This is a genomic window from Mycolicibacterium chlorophenolicum, assembly GCF_001044235.1.
GTDB lineage: Bacteria > Actinomycetota > Actinomycetes > Mycobacteriales > Mycobacteriaceae > Mycobacterium > Mycobacterium chlorophenolicum.
The window spans coordinates 121,565-138,154 of record NZ_JYNL01000004.1; the positions used below are offsets into that span (position 1 = coordinate 121,565).

A 16,590-nucleotide genomic window follows, 5' to 3' on the forward strand; every position below is an offset into this window, starting at 1 on the left:
TTGCCGGATTCGTCGGTCACGACGTGCCAGCTTAAATGAACGGATGACCGTGCCCGCAGCTGCCGACGAGCCGCTGGACTGGCGCTTCAAGGGCGTCCCGGTGCAGTGGTGGGGTCGCACGGCCGCCGAGATCGTCGCCGAGGGACCCCGGTGGTCCGACGACGACGCCCCCGGCCCGGTCTGCGTGCTGCGCGCCGAGGCGCTGACGCACAACCTCGAGACGATGGCGGCGTGGTGCCGACAGCGCGGTGTGGAGTTGGCTCCACACGGCAAGACGCACATGGCGCCGCAGCTGGCCGACCGCCAGCTCGCGGCGGGCGCAAGTGCGATCACCGTCGCCACCGTGGCGCAGGCCGCGGTCTACCGGGCCTTCGGGGTGGCGTCGCTGGTCCTGGCGGGCGAACTCGTGGACCGCGCCGGGCTGGCCTGGGTGGGCGCCGAGCTGGACTCCGACCCGCAGCTGACGTTCACGTGCTGGGTGGACTCGGTGCGCGGCGTGGAGCTGATGACGGCGGGGCTGGCCGGCACGAGCCGCCCGGTCGACGTGTGCGTCGAGGTGGGGATTCCCGGCGGCCGCAGCGGCTGCCGCGACCGCGCCGAGATCGACGCCGTCGCCCGTGCCGTCGCCGCCTCCCCGCGGCTGCGGCTGGCGGGCGTCGCCGGATACGAGGCGGCCGTCGGCCAGACGCTGGCGCCGCAGGAACAGGATGTGGTGGCCGAGCACCTGCGGCTGCTGCGCGCGACGGCGATCGGGCTGGCGCCGCTGGTACAGACCGAGTCGATGATGGTCAGCGCGGGCGGGAGCACCTACTTCGACGCCGTCGCCGACGCGCTGACCGGGTGGGCCGGCGACCTCCCGGTGCGCACGGTGCTGCGCAGTGGGTGCTACCTGACCCACGATCACGGGATCTACCAGCGGACGTCGCCGCTGACCCGGGACGGTGGCGACGCGCTGCGGCCCGCGTTCGAGGTGCGCGCGGCGGTGGTGTCCCGGCCGGAACCGGAGCTGGCGGTGGTCGCGATGGGCCGGCGTGACGTCGGATTCGACCAGGGGCTGCCGGTGCCGCTCGATCTGCCCGGCAGCGCGCTGACCACGCTGTACGACCAGCACGCCAATCTGCGGCTCGGCGGCTTCGACAGCGCCGACGTCGGACAGTGGCTGCGGTTCGGGATCTCGCACCCCTGCACCGTGTTCGACAAGTGGCGGCTGATCCCCGTGCTCGACGCCGGGGACCGCGTCGTCGACCTGATCCGGACGTACTTCTGACTAGCGGGCCTGCTTGAGCTTGCCCCGCTGACCGTCACGGTTGCGTTCGAACACCAGCCGCAGCCCGTCCAGCGTCAGGTGCCGGTCGTAGTGTTCGACGGTCCGCAGATCGGGCAGCACCAGCGGCGCGGTGTGGCCGGTGGCCACCACCGCGACGTCGTCGCCGCCGAAACCCTCGACGTCCTCGCGCACCCGGCTGACCAGACCGTCCACCAGGCCGGCGAACCCGAACACCGCACCGGCCTGCATGCATTCGACGGTGTTCTTGCCGACCACCGAGCGCGGCCGGGTCAGCTCGACGCGCCGCAGGGCCGCCGACCGGGCGGCTGCGGCGTCCGAGGACACCTGCACGCCGGGGGCGATCGCACCGCCGAGGAACTCGCCCCGGGCCGACACGACGTCCACGCAGATCGACGACCCGAAGTCGACGACGATCGCGGCCGTGCCGTACTTCTGGTACGCGGCAAGGCAATTGACGATGCGGTCGGCCCCGACCTCCTTGGGGTTGTCGACCAGCAGCGGGATCCCGGTGCGCACACCGGGTTCGATCAGCACGTGCGGCACCGAAGGCCAGTACTGCTCGAGCATCACCCGAACCTCGTGGAGCACCGATGGCACCGTCGACAGGCCCGCCGCGCCGGTGAGCCGCTCGGCGTCGTCACCGATCAACCCGTCGATGGTCAGCGCGAGCTCGTCGGCGGTGACCTCGGATTCGGTGCGGATCCGCCAGTGCGACACCACCTTGGCGTGGTCGCCGGTGCCGGAGATCAGGCCGACGACGGTGTGGGTGTTACGGACGTCGATCGCAAGGAGCACCGCAGATCACCGGGCCGACAACAGGTCTGGCGCGCCGGCCGGCGCGTGGGCTGGATCGTTGCCGAGCTCGACCATGCGGTTGTCGGCATCGACGAACACCACCCGCGGCTGCAGTGCCCTGGCTTCGGCGTCGTCGACCACCGCGTAGGCGATCAGGATCACCAGATCTCCGGGATGCACCAGATGAGCTGCGGCGCCGTTGATTCCGATGACACCGCTGCCACGCTCGCCGGTGATCACATAGGTGACCAGCCGGGCGCCGTTGTCGACGTCGACGATGGTGACCTGCTCCCCCTCGATCAGATCGGCGGCCTCCATCAGGTCCGCGTCGACCGTCACCGATCCCACATAGTGCAGATCGGCCTGCGTCGCGGTGGCGCGATGGATCTTGCTCTTGAGCATCGTGCGGAACATCAATTCCTCCAGGGCAATTCGTGGCTGTCACCGCTGGGGGTGCGGGGATGGCCGTCGATGCCGGCGCTGGCGCCGACGTCGATCGCGATGTTGTCGAGCAGGCGGGTGGCGCCGAGCTTGGCGGCGATCAGCATCCGTGCGGGGCCCTCGGCGGGAGCCGGCCCGAGCATCGGGTCGCGCACCTCCAGGTAGTCCAGCGCGAGTGCGGGCACCTCGTCGAGCACAGCGCGGGCGGCGTCCAGGGCGGCGGGCACCCCGGTGGCGGCGGCGTACATGCCGGCCAGCAGCGCCGCGGACAGCGCCCCGGCCTGCTCGCGCTGCACGGGGTCGAGGTAGCGGTTGCGCGACGACATCGCCAGCCCGTCGGCCTCGCGCACGATCGGGACGCCGATCACCTCGATGCCGAGATCGAGGTCGGTGACCATCTGCCGGATCAGCGTCAGCTGCTGATAGTCCTTCTCGCCGAAGTAGGCGCGGTCGGGATGCACGGTGTTGAACAGCTTCAGCACCACGGTCAGCACACCCGCGAAATGCGTTGGCCGCGACGCACCTTCGAGTTCGGCCCCCAGCGGCCCGGGCACCACGGTGGTGCGCCGTCCCTGCGGGTACATGTCGTCCTCGGTCGGGGTGAACGCGATCTGCACGCCCTCGGCCCGCAGCGCGTCGAGGTCGTCGTCGAGGGTGCGCGGATAGGCGTCGAGATCCTCACCGGCGCCGAACTGCAGCGGGTTGACGAAGATCGACACCACCACCACCGCCCCCTGCACGCGCTTGGCGGCGCGGATCAGCGTGAGGTGTCCCTCGTGCAGGGCGCCCATCGTCGGCACGAGCACGATCCGGCGGCCCGTCGCGCGCAGCGCCCGCGTCACATCGGAGACATCGCGCGGCCGCGCGTACACGTTCAGGTGACCGGCCGAGAACTTCGGCGCCCTACCGGTGATCATCGTCGTTCCGCCTCCGCCAACACGTCGAGGACAGCGCGCGGGGCCCGGGCCCGCTGCGCCGTCCGCCACGAATTCGTTCGATACGCCTCTGCCAGTTCGTGATCCACCTCGTCGAGCGCCTCGAGATGGGCGGCGACGGCGCGCGCGTCGCCGCGGGCCACCGGGCCCGTCAGCGCGCGCTGCCCGCGCCCCAGCGCGTTGTCCAGCGACGCCCGCGCCAGCGGGCCGATGATCCGCTCGGCCAGCCCGCCCGGCGCATCGGCGACGAGATCCTGACCCAGGAGCTCCTGACCGCTCAGCGCCGCCCGCAACGCCTCGAGCGCGTCGAGCACCACGGTCACCACGTGATTGCTGCCGTGTGCGAGCGCCGCGTGATAGAGCGTGCGAGCGTCCTCGCGCACCCGGAACGGCTCCCCGCCGATCTCGAGCACCAGCGACTGCGCGATCGCGTACCCGATCTCGTCGGCCGCGGTGATCCCGAAGCAGGTGCCCCGCAGCCGATCGACGTCTTCGTCGGTGCCGGCGAACGTCATCGCCGGATGGATGGCCAGCGTGATGCAGCCGCGCTCGGCCAGCGGCGCCAGCACCGCGATGCCGTTGGCACCCGACGTGTGCGCCACGATCGTGTTGGGCCGCACGGCACCGGTGGCCGCCAACCCCGCGACCAGGTCGGCCAGCTCGGCGTCGGGAACGGCCAGCAGCAGCAGCTCGGCGCGCGCGGCGACCTCGTCGACCGGCAGCACGGGCGTGTCGGGCAGCCACCGCGCGGCGCGGGCCCGCGACGCGTTCGACACGGCGGCGCACCCGGCGACGACGTGTTCGGCACGCTCGAGGGCCGCGCCGAGGGCAGAGCCCACCCGGCCGGCCGAGAGGACACCGACGGTGAGCCGGGCGGGGCGGAGCCCGTCGTGGGGGGCATTCCCACCGACCGGGGGCTGCACCATTGCAGACGACCTCGCTGGTTGTCGAAGGTTTCGTTCCGGTCCCGCGGGCGGGTACCGGACGGTCGGCCACAGCCTAACGCAGCGCCGAGATCAGTCCTCGCGGCGTCGGCGCCGGCCTCCGCCCGACGGCGTGGCCTGCAGCCGCGCCAGCAGTTCGGCGACCGACTGGCCACCGGTGTGGGCGCCTCCGTCCCCGTCGTCGTCGGTCTCCTCGGGGACCGGCTCGGGTTCGGGCGTCTCGGCGGCCGACGACGAGTGCCGGCCCCGCGGGGGCTCGGGCTCGGGTTCCGATTCGGGTGCGCGCCTGCGTCCGACGTACTCCGGCCCGGTGCCGTTCACCGGCGGAGCGACCCAGTTGCTGCCCGGCTCGCCGGCCGGGATGAAGCGCCCCTCGGCGGGCGCCGGCTCCCACTGGGAGACGGGTTCGGGTTCGGGCGCCGGTTCCGGCGGAGGCGGGGGCGGGGGCGGGGGTGACGCCTGCGGCGGCAGCCACGGGAACTGCGGTGGCGGCGGCGGTGTCTCGGGGGGCGGCGGGGGCGGCGGAGGCGCCCACGGTCCCGGGGCGGGTTCACGCTCGCCGGCGCGCCGGTGCGCACCCCCGGCGGGCTCCGCGGCGGGCGGCCAGTTCTCCTCCGGCGGGTGCGGCTCGGCGGGGACGTCGATGATCGGGCTCTCCTCGGTGTCCGGGGAGTGGTCGTCGATCTCGTGGAGGATCGCGGTCTCCTCGGCGTCGATGCGGCTGCTGCGCACCCGGCCGGCGCCCTCGGGGCGAGGCCCCCACTCGGTCAGCGACGGCGGCGCGGCCCGATCGGTCTCGATCGCCGGCCGGTGCGACAGGTCGGCGTCGAACAGATACTCCAGATTGGCGCGCAGCGCGGCCAACTCGGCGCGCAGCGCGGCCACCTCGTCGGCGGACTGGGCACGCAACTCGGCGGCGAGCTCGCGGCGCAGGTGCGACTCGACGGACAACTCGTATTCGCGACGCGCCGAGATCTCCCGTTCCAGCTGCAGGTCGTAGACCAGCTTGAGGTCACGCACCTTCGCCTGGTCGGTGTCGCTCTGCCGCCGGTAGATCACCGACACGAACGCAGCGACCACCGCCGCCCACAGCGCCAGGATCACAGCAAGCTTGAGCAGCTCGACCCGATTGGTGAAAACCAAGGCAGAACTGGCGGCGATCGCAAGCACCAGCAAAGCCGTCGTGAGGATCCAACCGGGCCGACGAGCACCGCGCCGGATCCTGGCGCCGCGGGTCGGATCGGTCATGGGGCGACTGTACCCGCCACAGGTCGCTGCGCGTGTCGACCTCTGCGGCGATTCGGCAGGTTGACGGCGTGAGCGGGTCAGCCCGGCGCCGGGTCGGCGTCCGGCGGCGCGTCTTCGGGAGACCGGCAGCAATGCTGCAACCACAGTGCCGCCACCACCAGCGCCAGCGCGCACAACCCCGCGATCACCGCGCCCGGGGAGTCGGCAGCGGCCACCCTCAGCGTGCCCCGCCGGGGCAGCACATAGGCCGACACGGCCAGCCACCACCCGAGCACCACGGCGCCCATCCACGCCGAGGCTTTCGCGATGAGCACCGACCGGGCGACCGCGAGAGGATGCAGCCGTCCCCGGCCCACCCCGATCTCGGCGTCCCGAATGCGCGCCCGGACATAGAAGCCCCACCCGGCGAGGCCGATCGCGACGCCCAGCAACGACATGCCGGTCCACACCGTGATCGGCGGGAAGTACCGGTACGTCGCCCGCACCAGCAGGTAACCCAGCACCGCGGCGGCGACCACCGCGGCAGCCAGGTCGCGTTTGCGCGTCGGCCCCATCAGGTCGCGGCCCCGAACCGCAGCGCGTGCTCCGTGCGCCGCACCCCGGCGCGTTCGCCGGGATCGACGGCGGCCAGCAGCGACTCCACACCCACCGGCCGACCGGCGACGGTCAGCGTCGCCTCCGGGTCGACCGCCAGCCACGGCACGAGCACGAACGCACGCACGTGCGCGTACGGATGCGGCAGCGTGAGCACGTCGTCGTGAACGCTCACCTGCTGGTCGCCGTCGTGCACCACCACCAGATCCACGTCGAGCGTCCTGGGTCCCCACCGCTGCTCGCGGACGCGCTGCGCCGCGTCCTCGAGTTCGTGCGCTCGACGCAGCCAACCGTGCGGATCACGGCTCGAATCATCGGCCAGCACAACAGCATTGAGGAACGCACCCTGTTCCACCCCGCCCCAGGCGTCGGTCTCGTACACCGGTGAGACCGCGGTGACGGCGTCGCCGAGGCCGTCGACGACCGACTGCAGATGCGCCATCCGGTCCCCGAGGTTGGAGCCGATCGACAGCACCACCGACGTCACTGCGGCGCCGCCCCGCGCCCGCCGCGCCGGGACCGGCGCGCGACGACGGCGACATCGGCGAAGTCCAGCGGGATCGGTGCAGCGGGTTTGTGCACCACGACCTCGACGGCGTGCACGCGCTCGTCGCCCATCACGTCCTCGGCGATCTCCGCGGCGACCGTCTCGATCAGTTGCCGCGCCGGGCCGCCGACGATGCCGGCCGCCCGCTGCGCGAGCGCGCCGTAGTCGAGCGTGTCGGCGAGGTCGTCACTGGCGGCCGCGGCCTGCAGGTCGATCCACACCGTGATGTCGACGACGAAGTCCTGCCCGTCGCGGCGCTCGTGGTCGAACACCCCGTGGTTTCCGCGAACCCGTAAGCCGCGCAACTCGATTCGATCAGCCATGCCGTCCCGCCTGTTGCCCCGCCCGTTTCCAGGCCGCCACCACCGCCAGCGCGTCGACCGACGCGCGGACGTCGTGCACCCGCACTCCCCACGCCCCGTGCCAGGCCGCGAGCGCCGAGATCACCGCCGTCGCGGTCTCCCGGCCGCCCGGCGGCCGGGGCTGCCCGTCGGTGTCGGCCAGCAGCGCGCCGAGGAAACGCTTGCGCGACGCACCGACCAGGATCGGGATACCGGTCGCGACGAACTCGGGCAGCGCGGCCAGCAGCGCCCAGTTGTGCTGCGCGGTCTTGGCGAACCCGAGGCCGGGGTCGAGGATCAGTTTGTCGGCGGCCACGCCCGCGCGCACTGCGGCGTCGGCTCCGGCCATCAGTTCGTCGCGCACCTCGGCCACCACGTCGCGGTAGGACGGCGCGTCGTGCGGTCGGGCGGAGCCGACCGACCGCCAGTGCATCAGCACCCACGGCACCCCGGCGTCGGCGACCACCCGGACCATGTCCGGATCGGCCCGACCGCCGGACACGTCGTTGACGATGCGCGCGCCGCTCTCCAGCGCGGCGCGGGCCACCCCGGCGTGCATGGTGTCGACGCTGACGGTGACGCCGTGGCCGGCGAGTTCGGCGATCACCGGCAGGATCCGGCCCGTCTCGACCGCCGGATCGACCCGGCTGGCGCCCGGACGGGTCGATTCGCCGCCGACGTCGACGATCGCCGCACCCTGGTCGACCAACTCGATGCCGTGCGCGACCGCTCGGTCCCGGTCGAGATACAACCCGCCGTCGGAGAACGAATCATCGGTGACGTTGACGACCCCCATCACAGCCACGCTCGTCGGTGTGGAGGGCGGGAGGCTGGCGGTGGTCACTTCCGCAAGATCAGTTCCAGGGCTTCAGCGCGAGATGCCTTGTCGGTCTTGAACTGTCCGCGCACCGCCGACGTCGTGGTCCGCGCGCCCGGCTTGCGGATCCCGCGCATCGCCATGCACAGGTGCTCGGCCTCGACCACCACGATGGCGCCGCGCGGATCGAGCTTGCGCATCAACGCGTCGGCGATCTGGGTGGTCAGCCGCTCCTGCACCTGGGGCCGCTTGGCGTACAGGTCGACGACGCGGGCCAGCTTGGACAGACCGGTGACCCGGCCGTCGCGGCCCGGGATGTACCCGACGTGCGCGACACCGTGGAAGGACACCAGGTGATGCTCACAGGTGGAGTACATCGGGATGTCCTTGACCAGCACGAGTTCGTCGTGCTGCTCGTCGAAGGTGGTGTTCAGCACCTCGTCCGGATTGGTGTGGAGGCCGGCGAAGATCTCCTTGTAGGCGCGCGCCACCCGTGCCGGGGTGTCGACCAGGCCGTGCCGGTCGGGATCCTCCCCGACCGCGATGAGCAGCTCACGCACCGCGGCTTCCGCGCGGGCCTGGTCGAATTCCGGAGTGGTGATCGTGGCCGAACCGTCTTGCGACCGCGTCATCGGGGTCTCCTCCGCTGTTACCCGTTGCCCGGCGGGGTGCCGCGCCCGTTATCCCTGCTGGGGTCGCGACCGTTGTCCGGCCCCTGTCCCTGTCCCGTGTCCGGCGGGCCGGGTTGCGGGTAGGGCTGATGGTAAGGCGGATAGTACGGCGGCTGTGGGCTCGCCGGTGCGCCCTGGTAGCCCGACGGGGGATACCAGTAGCCCTGCGGCTGGTTCTGCTGCGGGGCGCCCTGCTGCGGAGGGGGCGGCCAGCCCGGCGCATGCCAGCCGGCAGGCGCACCGTAATCGGGCTGGGTCTGGCCACCGGCCGGGGCGCCGTTGGCGCCGTTGGCACCATTGCTGCCGTTGCCGCCGTTGCGGTGCGCGGCCTCGGCGGCGGCCTTGGACGCCTGCGCGATCGCGGCCTTGAACGCCGGCTCGGGCACCGGCTTCGGCCACGGCTCACCACGCTCGATCGCGAGCTCGCCGGGTGTCTTGATCGGCGGCTTGTCCGACGGGACGCGACCACCGAAGTCGTCGAACATGGTCAGGCGGGGCCGCTTCTTGACGTCACCGAAGATGGCCTCGAGCTCCGCCCGGTGCAGCGTCTCCTTCTCCAGCAGCTCACCGGCGAGGGTGTCGAGCACGTCGCGGTATTCGGTGAGGATCTCCCACGCCTCGGTGTGGGCCGCCTCGATCAGCTTGCGCACCTCGTCGTCGATGATCTGCGCGACCTCATGGCTGTAGTCGGCCTGCGTCCCCATCGTGCGTCCCAGGAACGGGTCGCCGTGCTCGGTGCCGTAACGCACCGCGCCCAGCTTGGAGCTCATGCCGTACTCGGTGACCATCGCGCGGGCGATCTTGGTGGCCTGCTCGATGTCGGACACCGCGCCGGTGGTGGGCTCGCGGAACACCAGTTCCTCGGCGGCGCGGCCGCCCATCGCGAACACCAGCCGGGCGATCATCTCCGAGCGGGTCATCAGGCCCTTGTCGTCCTCCGGCACAGCGACGGCGTGCCCGCCCGTGCGGCCGCGGGCCAGGATCGTCACCTTGTAGATCGGCTCGATGTCGGGCATCGCCCACGCCGCGAGCGTGTGCCCGCCCTCGTGGTAGGCGGTGATCTTCTTCTCGAGCTCGCTGATGATGCGACCCTTGCGCCGCGGCCCGCCGACGACGCGGTCGACGGCCTCCTCCAGGGCGGCGCCGGTGATGACCGTGCCGTTCTCGCGGGCGGTCAGCAGGGCTGCCTCGTTGATGACGTTGGCCAGGTCGGCGCCGGACATGCCGACGGTGCGCTTGGCCAGGCCGTCGAGATCGGCGTCGGGGGCGATCGGCTTGCCGGCCGAGTGCACCTTGAGCACGGCACGCCGGCCCGCGATGTCGGGATTGGAGACCGGGATCTGGCGGTCGAAGCGGCCGGGCCGCAGCAGCGCGGGGTCGAGGATGTCTGGCCGGTTGGTGGCCGCGATCAGGATCACGCCCTGGCGGTCGCCGAAGCCGTCCATCTCGACGAGCAGCTGGTTGAGCGTCTGCTCGCGCTCGTCGTGGCCGCCACCCATGCCCGCGCCGCGCTGACGGCCGACGGCGTCGATCTCGTCGACGAAGATGATGCACGGGCTGTTCTGTTTGGCCTGCTCGAACATGTCGCGCACGCGGGAGGCGCCGACGCCGACGAACATCTCGACGAAGTCCGAGCCGGAGATCGTGAAGAACGGCACCCCGGCCTCGCCGGCGACCGCGCGGGCCAGCAGCGTCTTGCCGGTACCGGGCGGACCGTAGAGCAGCACGCCCTTGGGGATCTTGGCGCCGAGGGCCTGGTAGCGGCTCGGGTTCTGCAGGAAGTCCTTGATCTCGTAGAGCTCTTCGACCGCCTCGTCGACCCCGGCCACGTCGGCGAACGTGGTCTTGGGCATGTCCTTGCCCAGTTGCTTGGCCTTCGACTTGCCGAAGCCGAAGCCCATCCGGCCGCCGGTCTGCATCCGGGAGAACATCACGAACAGACCCACGAGAAGAAGCAGCGGCAGCAGGTAGATCAGCAGCGAGCCCAGCATGCTGGACTGGTTGACCACGGTGTTGGTCTCGACGTTCTTGCCCTGCAGCGCCTCGAACAGCGGCACGCCGTACCCGGTCGGGTACTTCGTGATGATCTTGGTGCTGTCCTCGGTGTCGCTGTTGCCGTCCTTGAGCTCCAGGCGCAGCTGCTGTTCACGGTCGTCGATCTGCGCGCTGGTGACGTTGCCGCTGTTGATCTGCGCCGTCGCGACCGAGGTGTCGACGGGCTTGTAGCCGCGGGTGTCGTCGCTGAAGTAGAAGAACGACCACCCGAGCAGCAGCACCACGGCGATCACCGTCAGCGTGCGGATCACATTCTTACGATTCATGCGGTGCAGTTCATGTCGTGAGTCCGGTTCATATGTGTGCGGCCGACGGCGAGCCCTCCGGCCAAATCCTTCCAATACGCGCAGCTGGAAACCTCAAGGCTACCGCTAGACCAACGTTCGGCAGTTCCCGACGGCGTTCTGGCACCGAACGTGCATTCCCCGTCGTGATTCGGCGCTTCGGACGACAGTACGAGCACGTTCGGCGAAAGTTGAGGGTGTGCGAACGCGGACGGTGCACACGAACGGGGTCGCGCTGCAGGTGACCGAGGCCGGCGAACCGGGTGCGCCCGCGGTGGTGCTGCTGCACGGCTTCCCCGAACTGGCGTACACGTGGCGCCACCAGGTGCGGGCGCTGGCCGAGGCCGGTTTCCACGTGCTGGCCCCCGATCAGCGCGGCTACGGCGGCTCCGATCGACCTCCGGCGGTCGAGGCGTACGCGGTGACCGAGTTGGTGAACGACGTCGTCGGCCTGCTCGACGACATCGGCGCCGACGACGCCGCGGTGGTCGGTCATGACTTCGGCGCCGTCGTCGCGTGGGCGGCGCCGTTGCTGCACCCGGAGCGCTTCTCGGCCGTGGCCGGCCTCAGCCTGCCCCCGGTGCCCCGTCCCCGCGTCCCGACCACCGAGGCGTTCCGCGGGGTCTTCGGCGACCGCTTCTTCTACATCCTGTACTTTCAGCAGCCCGGCCCCGCCGACGCCGAACTGGCGCGCGACCCGGCGACCACGCTGCGAAAGCTTCTCGCCACCCCGCCGGCCGGCGACGAGGCCGCCACGCGGCGGATGCTCGCGCCCGGGCCCGCCGGGTTCCTCGACCGCATCGACGATCCGGGCGCGCCTCCCCCGTGGCTCGACCGCGCCGACTTCGACGTCTACACCGACGCGTTCACCCGCGGCGGCTTCACCGGTCCGCTGAACTGGTACCGCTGTTTCGACCGCAACTGGGAGCTGACGGCCGACACCCCGGCCGCGACGATCGAGGTGCCCGCGCTGTTCGTCGGCGGCAGCGCCGACGCGACGCTGGCGTACACCCCGCGCCACCGCGCCAGCGAAGTCGTCACCGGCCCCTACCGGGAGGTGCTGCTGGAGGGCGCCGGACATTGGCTGACCGAGGAGTGTCCGGACGCTGTCAGTCGGCTGTTGATCGAGTTCCTTCGCGTCTGAGGTGTGATCCCCCTCACCGTTGGGTATGTTTGCTGCGGGACGGGGCGCACTCCAGCGGGGGGAAATTGGCATGAACTTCATAGCAAAGCGGCGCACGCGTCAAAACCAGTGCCCTGACCGCGGCGAATTGGTCGCGGCGGCCCGCCGGGCGTTCACCGATCTGGGTCCGGCGGCGAGCATGGCGGAGGTCGCCGACGCGGCCGGGGTCAGCGAGGCCGAACTCGCCGTCCACTTCGGCGACCGCGACGCGCTACTCGTCGCGGTGATCGACGATCTCGAGGGATCGCTGCGCGAGGAGCACCCCGTCACCCGGGCACCGGTCGCACTGCCCCGGCTGTCGGCGCGCCAGATGGTGCCGCCGCTGCTCGCCGCGGCAGCGGTGCTCTCGCTCGGCACGGCGCCGCCGTCGGCCGCCGTCGCCGCCGACGAGCCGGCGCCGGCCACGGTGCTGACGATCAGCCCGCTGTGGCCGGTCTGGTCGATCGACACCGCACTCGAGGGGTCGATGTGCGCGACCAACCGCTGCTCGACGGTCCCGTACGTACCGTTCGTCACCCCGGACGGCGTGCGGGCGCTCGACGCCCGGCTCTCGCAGACGACCGGCGTGCAGCCGGGCGGAAGCCCGACGATCGTGCTCGGGTTCAGTAACGGGGCCGGGGTGGCCGAGCAGTGGATGGCCGACAACGCCGGCAAGCCGGGCGCGCCGTCGCCGGAGGACGTGTCGTTCGTGTTGATCGGCAACCCGCGGCGCGCCTACGGCGGTACCCGGCCGCCGATCACGCCCACGGACTACCACGTGATCGACATCGTGCGGCAGTACGACCCGATGGCCGACTTCCCCGACAACCCGCTGAACCTGCTCGCGCTGGCCAACGTCGCCGCCGGAATGTTGTCGCCGATGCACCTGGACTACCGCAGCGTGGACCTCGACGACCCGGCCAACGTGGTGTGGACGGAGGGAAACACCACCTACGTGTTCGTGCCGACGCAAGACCTGCCGCTGCTGCGGCCGCTGCGCGCGATGGGGATGACCGCACTGGCCGACGCGCTCAACGAGCCGCTGAAGGAAATCGTCGAAAAGGCTTACGACCGGCCGTATCTGACGACGCCCGCCGAGCCGTCGGCGCCGAACCAGGAACCGGCGTCTACCGACGACACCGTGGTCACGGCCGCCGCCACGAAGACCGCCGTTGCCACGAAGGCGGCCGTCACCGCCGACGACACCGCCGACGAGACCGTCAACAAGCCGCCACGCCGGAAGCTGTTCTCGAAAAAGGTTGCCGCCGAAGAGGAATCGACCGCGGCGGCGACGTCGTCCGAGCCCGCCGGGAAGGACGAGCCGGCCACGGAGCCCGCGGAGAAGCCGACGACCGCGACCGACACGCCCGAGGCCGCCGAGACACCGAAGCGCGACACCACCGCATCGAGCACGTCGAAGGCGTCGACGCCGCACCGCTGGGGGCGGCACCGCCAGGAGTGACACCGCCGGCGGCGATCGGCGGGTTAGTGTGCCAGCCATGCCGATCCCAGCCCGCGCCACGTCCCTCCGGTTCCCCCTCGCCGTCGCCGCGGTGGGCGTCGTCGCCGCGACGCTGGCCGGCTGCGACTCCCAGAGCGGCCCCACCCTGACACCCGGCTCGGACAGCCGGCAGGTGACCGTCGTCGGCGCCGGCGAGGTGCAGGGCACCCCGGACACGTTGACGGTCAACGCGTCGATGGAGTTCCTCGCCCCCGACGCCACCGGCGCGATGAACCAGACCAACGACCGCCAGAAAGCCGTCATCGACGCGCTGGTGGGCGCCGGCATCGACCGCAAGGACATCGCCACCACCGCCGCCGATCTGCAGCCGCAGTACGGCAGCGACAGCACCACGATCTCCGCCTACCGCGCCACCAACGCGATCACCGTCACCATCCGCGACCTCGCCAAGGCCTCCGACGCGATCGGCCTGATCGTCAGCACCGGCGGCAACGCCACCCGGATCAACTCGATCAGCTACTCGATCGAGGACGATTCCCAGCTGGTCCGCGACGCCCGCGCACGGGCCTTCGAGGACGCCAAGGACCGCGCCACCCAGTACGCCCAGCTCTCCGGGCTGGGGCTGGGCAAGGTCATCTCGATCTCCGAATCCGCCGCGCCGACGCCACCGGTGCCGCTGCCCGCGGCGCCGCGCGCGATGGAGGCCGCGGTGCCGCTCGAACCGGGTCAGCAGACCGTCGGATTCTCCGTGACGGTGGTCTGGCAGCTCAACTAGTCGGTCCGACGGTGACCGGGACCCCGTTGAGCACCGCGGTGCCCGACAACGGGTCGAGCACCGAGCCGTCGTTGAGCTGGTTGACGTTGACGCCGGGTTGGCCGGCCGCCAGCTGTTGACCGGTGCCGGCGCGGTCGTGGCCCCAGCCGTGCGGCAGGGACAGCACGCCGCGCCGGATGTCCTCGGTGATCTCGACCGGCACCACCAGTTCGCCGCCCGCGCCCTTGACGACGGCGGTGTCGGTGACGCCGAGGTCGGCCGCGTCGTCGGGGTGCATCCGCAGCGTGCAGCGGTTGGTGCCGCCCGCGAGCGCGGGCAGGTTGTGCATCCAGCTGTTGTTGGAGCGCAGATGCCGGCGGCCGATCAGCACGAACCCCTCGGCGGGTGAGCCCAGGGCGCCGCGCAGCCGGGCCGTGTCGTCGACGAGCGCCGGCGGAGCGAGCTCGATGCGGCCCGACGGTGTGCGCAGCACGTCGAGAAGGCGCGGCTGCAGCGGGCCGAGATCGATGCCGTGCGGCGCGTCCTTGAGCCGCTGCAGGGTCAGCCCATCGGGCCGCGCGCCGAAGGCGTCGCCGTAGGCGCCCAGCCGCAGCATCATGTCCAGCCGGCGCTCGTACCCCGGCCCGTCGGGCAGCATCGCGGTCAGCTCGTCGACCGACCGTCCGGCCACCGGCGACCCGGCATCGGCGGTCTCCTTGGCCAGCGTCGTGGCGATCACCTGCTCGTCGACCAGCGCGGGGTCCGCGTCGTGCCCCAGCCCATAGATGACCAGCGCGATCCGCGACAGGATCTCCGCCTCGTCGGGTCGGCCCTGCAGCGGCAGCGCGGGCGGCGAGTACCGCGCGTTGTTACGGACCGCGAGACCGTTCAGCGCGAAGTCGAAGTGCGGGGCGTGGGACGGCGGCGGGGGCGGCAGGATGACGTCGGCGTGCCGGGTCGTCTCGTTGAGGTAGGGGTCGACGCTGACCATGAACCAGACGGACTCCAGCGCCCGGTCGAGCCGCTCGCCGTCGGGCGCCGACAGCACCGGGTTGCCGGCGACCGTGATCATCGCCCTGATCTGGCCCTCCCCCGGCGTCTCGATCTCCTCGGCGAGGACCGCGACGGGCAGTTCGGACAGCGCCTCGGGCCGGCCGGAGACGCGGCTGTGCCAGCGGCCGGTGACGAATCCGCGGCCGGGCCGGTGACCGCGCGGCGCCGGTGCGACCGGCGAGCAGGGGAACATCGCGCCGCCGGGCCGGTCCAGGTTGCCGGTGAGGACGTTCACGACGTCGACGAGCCAGCTGCCCAGCGTGCCGAACTCGACCGTCGACGTGCCCATCCGGCCGTACACCGCAGCGCTGGGCGCGGCCGCGAGCTCGCGGGCCAGCGTCCGGATCTCCTCGGCGTCGACGCCGCAGTACCCGGCGACGGTGTCCGGGGCGAAGTCGCGGGCCAGCGCTTCCACCTCCTCGAGGCCGGTGACGTGCTCGGCGAGCGCGCCGAGCGCGACCAGGTCCTCGTCGAACAGCACGTGGGCGACCGCGAACAGCAGCGCGGCGTCGGTCCCGGGGCGCGGCGCGAGGTGACGGTCGGCGAGCTCGGCGGTGCGGGTGCGGGCCGGGTCGATGACGACGAGCCGCCCTCCGCGTTTGCGCAGCGCGCGCAGCTTGCCGGGGAAGTCGGCGGCGGTCGCGAGGCTGCCGTTGGACACCAGCGGGTTGGCGCCGATGATCACCAGGTAGTCGGTGCGGTCGAGGTCGGGCACCGTGAAAGCGACCGGGCTGCCGAACATCAGCCCCAGCGACACGTGCTTGGGCATCTGGTCGAGCGTGCTGGCCGAGAACACCTGGCGGGTGCCGAGCCCGCGGATGATCAGCGGCGGGTACAGCGCCCCCGCCACGGTGTGGGCGTTCGGGTTGCCGAGGTAGGCGCCGACCGCCGCGCCGCCGTGTTCGCGCAGCACCGCGCCGAGACCGTCGGCCATCGCGGCGAACGCCTCCTCCCACGTCGCCTCGGTCAGCACGCCGTCGCGCCGGACCAGCGGCGCCCGCAGGCGGTCGGGGTCGTTGTCGAGTTCGGGGAAGCTCGCGCCCTTCGGGCAGATGAAGCCCGCGCTGAACACGTCGTCGCGGTCACCCCGGGCCCTGACGACCCGGCCGTCGTCGATGGTCAGGGTGAGGCCGCAGGTGGCTTCGCAGAAGGGACAGATCCGGAGCGCGGTCTCAGGCATGGCTTCGATCCTGCGTCCA

16 protein-coding genes are annotated in these 16,590 nt (G+C 71.9%); 4 read left to right on the forward strand and 12 right to left on the reverse strand.

Going from position 1 to position 16,590, the window contains the following annotated elements; all coding sequences use genetic code 11:
- Positions 1-43: 43 nt before the first annotated feature.
- Entirely contained in the window at positions 44-1,267 is a 1,224-nt protein-coding gene (locus MCHLDSM_RS02230; RefSeq protein WP_048468682.1) for an alanine racemase, read from the forward strand.
- Here MCHLDSM_RS02230 and MCHLDSM_RS02235 read toward each other — a convergent pair whose 3' ends face one another.
- From MCHLDSM_RS02235 to ftsH, 11 genes are all read right to left on the reverse strand, one after another.
- Entirely contained in the window at positions 1,268-2,083 is an 816-nt protein-coding gene (locus MCHLDSM_RS02235) for a type III pantothenate kinase (protein ID WP_048468683.1), read from the reverse strand. It lies immediately after the preceding gene.
- 6 nt (positions 2,084-2,089) lie between these two features.
- Positions 2,090-2,497, reverse strand: a complete 408-nt coding sequence (gene panD / locus MCHLDSM_RS02240; RefSeq protein ID WP_048468684.1) for an aspartate 1-decarboxylase — start codon at positions 2,495-2,497, stop codon at positions 2,090-2,092.
- Positions 2,497-3,438, reverse strand: coding sequence for a pantoate--beta-alanine ligase (gene panC / locus MCHLDSM_RS02245; protein ID WP_174545742.1), 942 nt, complete (start codon positions 3,436-3,438; stop codon positions 2,497-2,499). The genes panD and panC overlap by 1 nt, the downstream gene beginning before the upstream one ends.
- Positions 3,438-4,385 carry a Rossmann-like and DUF2520 domain-containing protein gene (locus MCHLDSM_RS02250; protein WP_048468686.1) on the reverse strand — a complete coding sequence of 316 codons (948 nt, stop codon included), beginning with the start codon at positions 4,383-4,385 and terminating at the stop codon, positions 3,438-3,440. Before MCHLDSM_RS02250 ends, panC begins: the two co-directional genes overlap by 1 nt.
- Positions 4,386-4,475: 90 nt before the next feature.
- A complete protein-coding gene (locus MCHLDSM_RS02255) occupies positions 4,476-5,651 on the reverse strand; it encodes a DUF6779 domain-containing protein (RefSeq protein ID WP_048468687.1) in 1,176 nt (391 codons plus the stop codon).
- Between the two features lie 77 nt (positions 5,652-5,728).
- A complete protein-coding gene (locus MCHLDSM_RS02260) occupies positions 5,729-6,205 on the reverse strand; it encodes a DUF3180 domain-containing protein (protein ID WP_048468688.1) in 477 nt (158 codons plus the stop codon).
- A complete protein-coding gene (gene folK, locus MCHLDSM_RS02265) occupies positions 6,205-6,732 on the reverse strand; it encodes a 2-amino-4-hydroxy-6-hydroxymethyldihydropteridine diphosphokinase (RefSeq protein ID WP_048468689.1) in 528 nt (175 codons plus the stop codon). The genes MCHLDSM_RS02260 and folK overlap by 1 nt, the downstream gene beginning before the upstream one ends.
- Positions 6,729-7,115 carry a dihydroneopterin aldolase gene (gene folB, locus MCHLDSM_RS02270; protein ID WP_048468690.1) on the reverse strand — a complete coding sequence of 129 codons (387 nt, stop codon included), beginning with the start codon at positions 7,113-7,115 and terminating at the stop codon, positions 6,729-6,731. Before folB ends, folK begins: the two co-directional genes overlap by 4 nt.
- The gene (gene folP, locus MCHLDSM_RS02275; protein WP_048468743.1) at positions 7,108-7,929 is read right to left on the reverse strand and encodes a dihydropteroate synthase; all 822 of its coding nucleotides are present in this window, start codon (positions 7,927-7,929) and stop codon (positions 7,108-7,110) included. Before folP ends, folB begins: the two co-directional genes overlap by 8 nt.
- A gap of 44 nt (positions 7,930-7,973) precedes the next feature.
- Positions 7,974-8,582 (reverse strand): GTP cyclohydrolase I FolE, encoded by a 609-nt coding sequence (folE, locus tag MCHLDSM_RS02280; RefSeq protein ID WP_048468691.1) that lies wholly within the window; start codon positions 8,580-8,582, stop codon positions 7,974-7,976.
- 17 nt (positions 8,583-8,599) lie between these two features.
- Complete coding sequence (gene ftsH, locus MCHLDSM_RS02285) at positions 8,600-10,942, reverse strand: ATP-dependent zinc metalloprotease FtsH (protein ID WP_048468692.1); 2,343 nt, start codon at positions 10,940-10,942, stop codon at positions 8,600-8,602.
- A gap of 217 nt (positions 10,943-11,159) precedes the next feature.
- Between ftsH and MCHLDSM_RS02290 the strand changes: the two genes are divergently transcribed.
- The 3 genes from MCHLDSM_RS02290 (at position 11,160) to MCHLDSM_RS02300 (ending at position 14,359) form a co-directional block, all read left to right on the forward strand.
- Positions 11,160-12,104 carry an alpha/beta fold hydrolase gene (locus MCHLDSM_RS02290; protein ID WP_048468693.1) on the forward strand — a complete coding sequence of 315 codons (945 nt, stop codon included), beginning with the start codon at positions 11,160-11,162 and terminating at the stop codon, positions 12,102-12,104.
- Between the two features lie 70 nt (positions 12,105-12,174).
- Complete coding sequence (locus MCHLDSM_RS34840; protein ID WP_168439962.1) at positions 12,175-13,584, forward strand: PE-PPE domain-containing protein; 1,410 nt, start codon at positions 12,175-12,177, stop codon at positions 13,582-13,584.
- A gap of 37 nt (positions 13,585-13,621) precedes the next feature.
- A complete protein-coding gene (locus MCHLDSM_RS02300; protein WP_048468694.1) occupies positions 13,622-14,359 on the forward strand; it encodes an SIMPL domain-containing protein in 738 nt (245 codons plus the stop codon).
- On the opposite strand, the gene MCHLDSM_RS02305 is transcribed toward MCHLDSM_RS02300, so the two are convergent.
- Entirely contained in the window at positions 14,352-16,571 is a 2,220-nt protein-coding gene (locus tag MCHLDSM_RS02305; RefSeq protein ID WP_048468695.1) for a molybdopterin-dependent oxidoreductase, read from the reverse strand. The genes MCHLDSM_RS02300 and MCHLDSM_RS02305 overlap by 8 nt on opposite strands.
- Between the last annotated feature and the right edge of the window lie 19 nt (positions 16,572-16,590).

Coding starts and splice junctions, on each gene's coding strand:
- MCHLDSM_RS02250 (WP_048468686.1), bottom strand. CDS start 4,385: ATGGTGCAGCCCCCGGTCGGTGGGAATGCCCCCCACGACGGGCTCCGC.
- folB (WP_048468690.1), bottom strand. CDS start 7,115: ATGGCTGATCGAATCGAGTTGCGCGGCTTACGGGTTCGCGGAAACCAC.
- MCHLDSM_RS02260 (WP_048468688.1), bottom strand. CDS start 6,205: ATGGGGCCGACGCGCAAACGCGACCTGGCTGCCGCGGTGGTCGCCGCC.
- MCHLDSM_RS34840 (WP_168439962.1), top strand. CDS start 12,175: ATGAACTTCATAGCAAAGCGGCGCACGCGTCAAAACCAGTGCCCTGAC.
- folP (WP_048468743.1), bottom strand. CDS start 7,929: ATGGGGGTCGTCAACGTCACCGATGATTCGTTCTCCGACGGCGGGTTG.
- MCHLDSM_RS02230 (WP_048468682.1), top strand. CDS start 44: ATGACCGTGCCCGCAGCTGCCGACGAGCCGCTGGACTGGCGCTTCAAG.
- panD (WP_048468684.1), bottom strand. CDS start 2,497: ATGTTCCGCACGATGCTCAAGAGCAAGATCCATCGCGCCACCGCGACG.
- MCHLDSM_RS02255 (WP_048468687.1), bottom strand. CDS start 5,651: ATGACCGATCCGACCCGCGGCGCCAGGATCCGGCGCGGTGCTCGTCGG.
- folE (WP_048468691.1), bottom strand. CDS start 8,582: ATGACGCGGTCGCAAGACGGTTCGGCCACGATCACCACTCCGGAATTC.
- MCHLDSM_RS02300 (WP_048468694.1), top strand. CDS start 13,622: ATGCCGATCCCAGCCCGCGCCACGTCCCTCCGGTTCCCCCTCGCCGTC.
- ftsH (WP_048468692.1), bottom strand. CDS start 10,942: ATGAATCGTAAGAATGTGATCCGCACGCTGACGGTGATCGCCGTGGTG.
- MCHLDSM_RS02305 (WP_048468695.1), bottom strand. CDS start 16,571: ATGCCTGAGACCGCGCTCCGGATCTGTCCCTTCTGCGAAGCCACCTGC.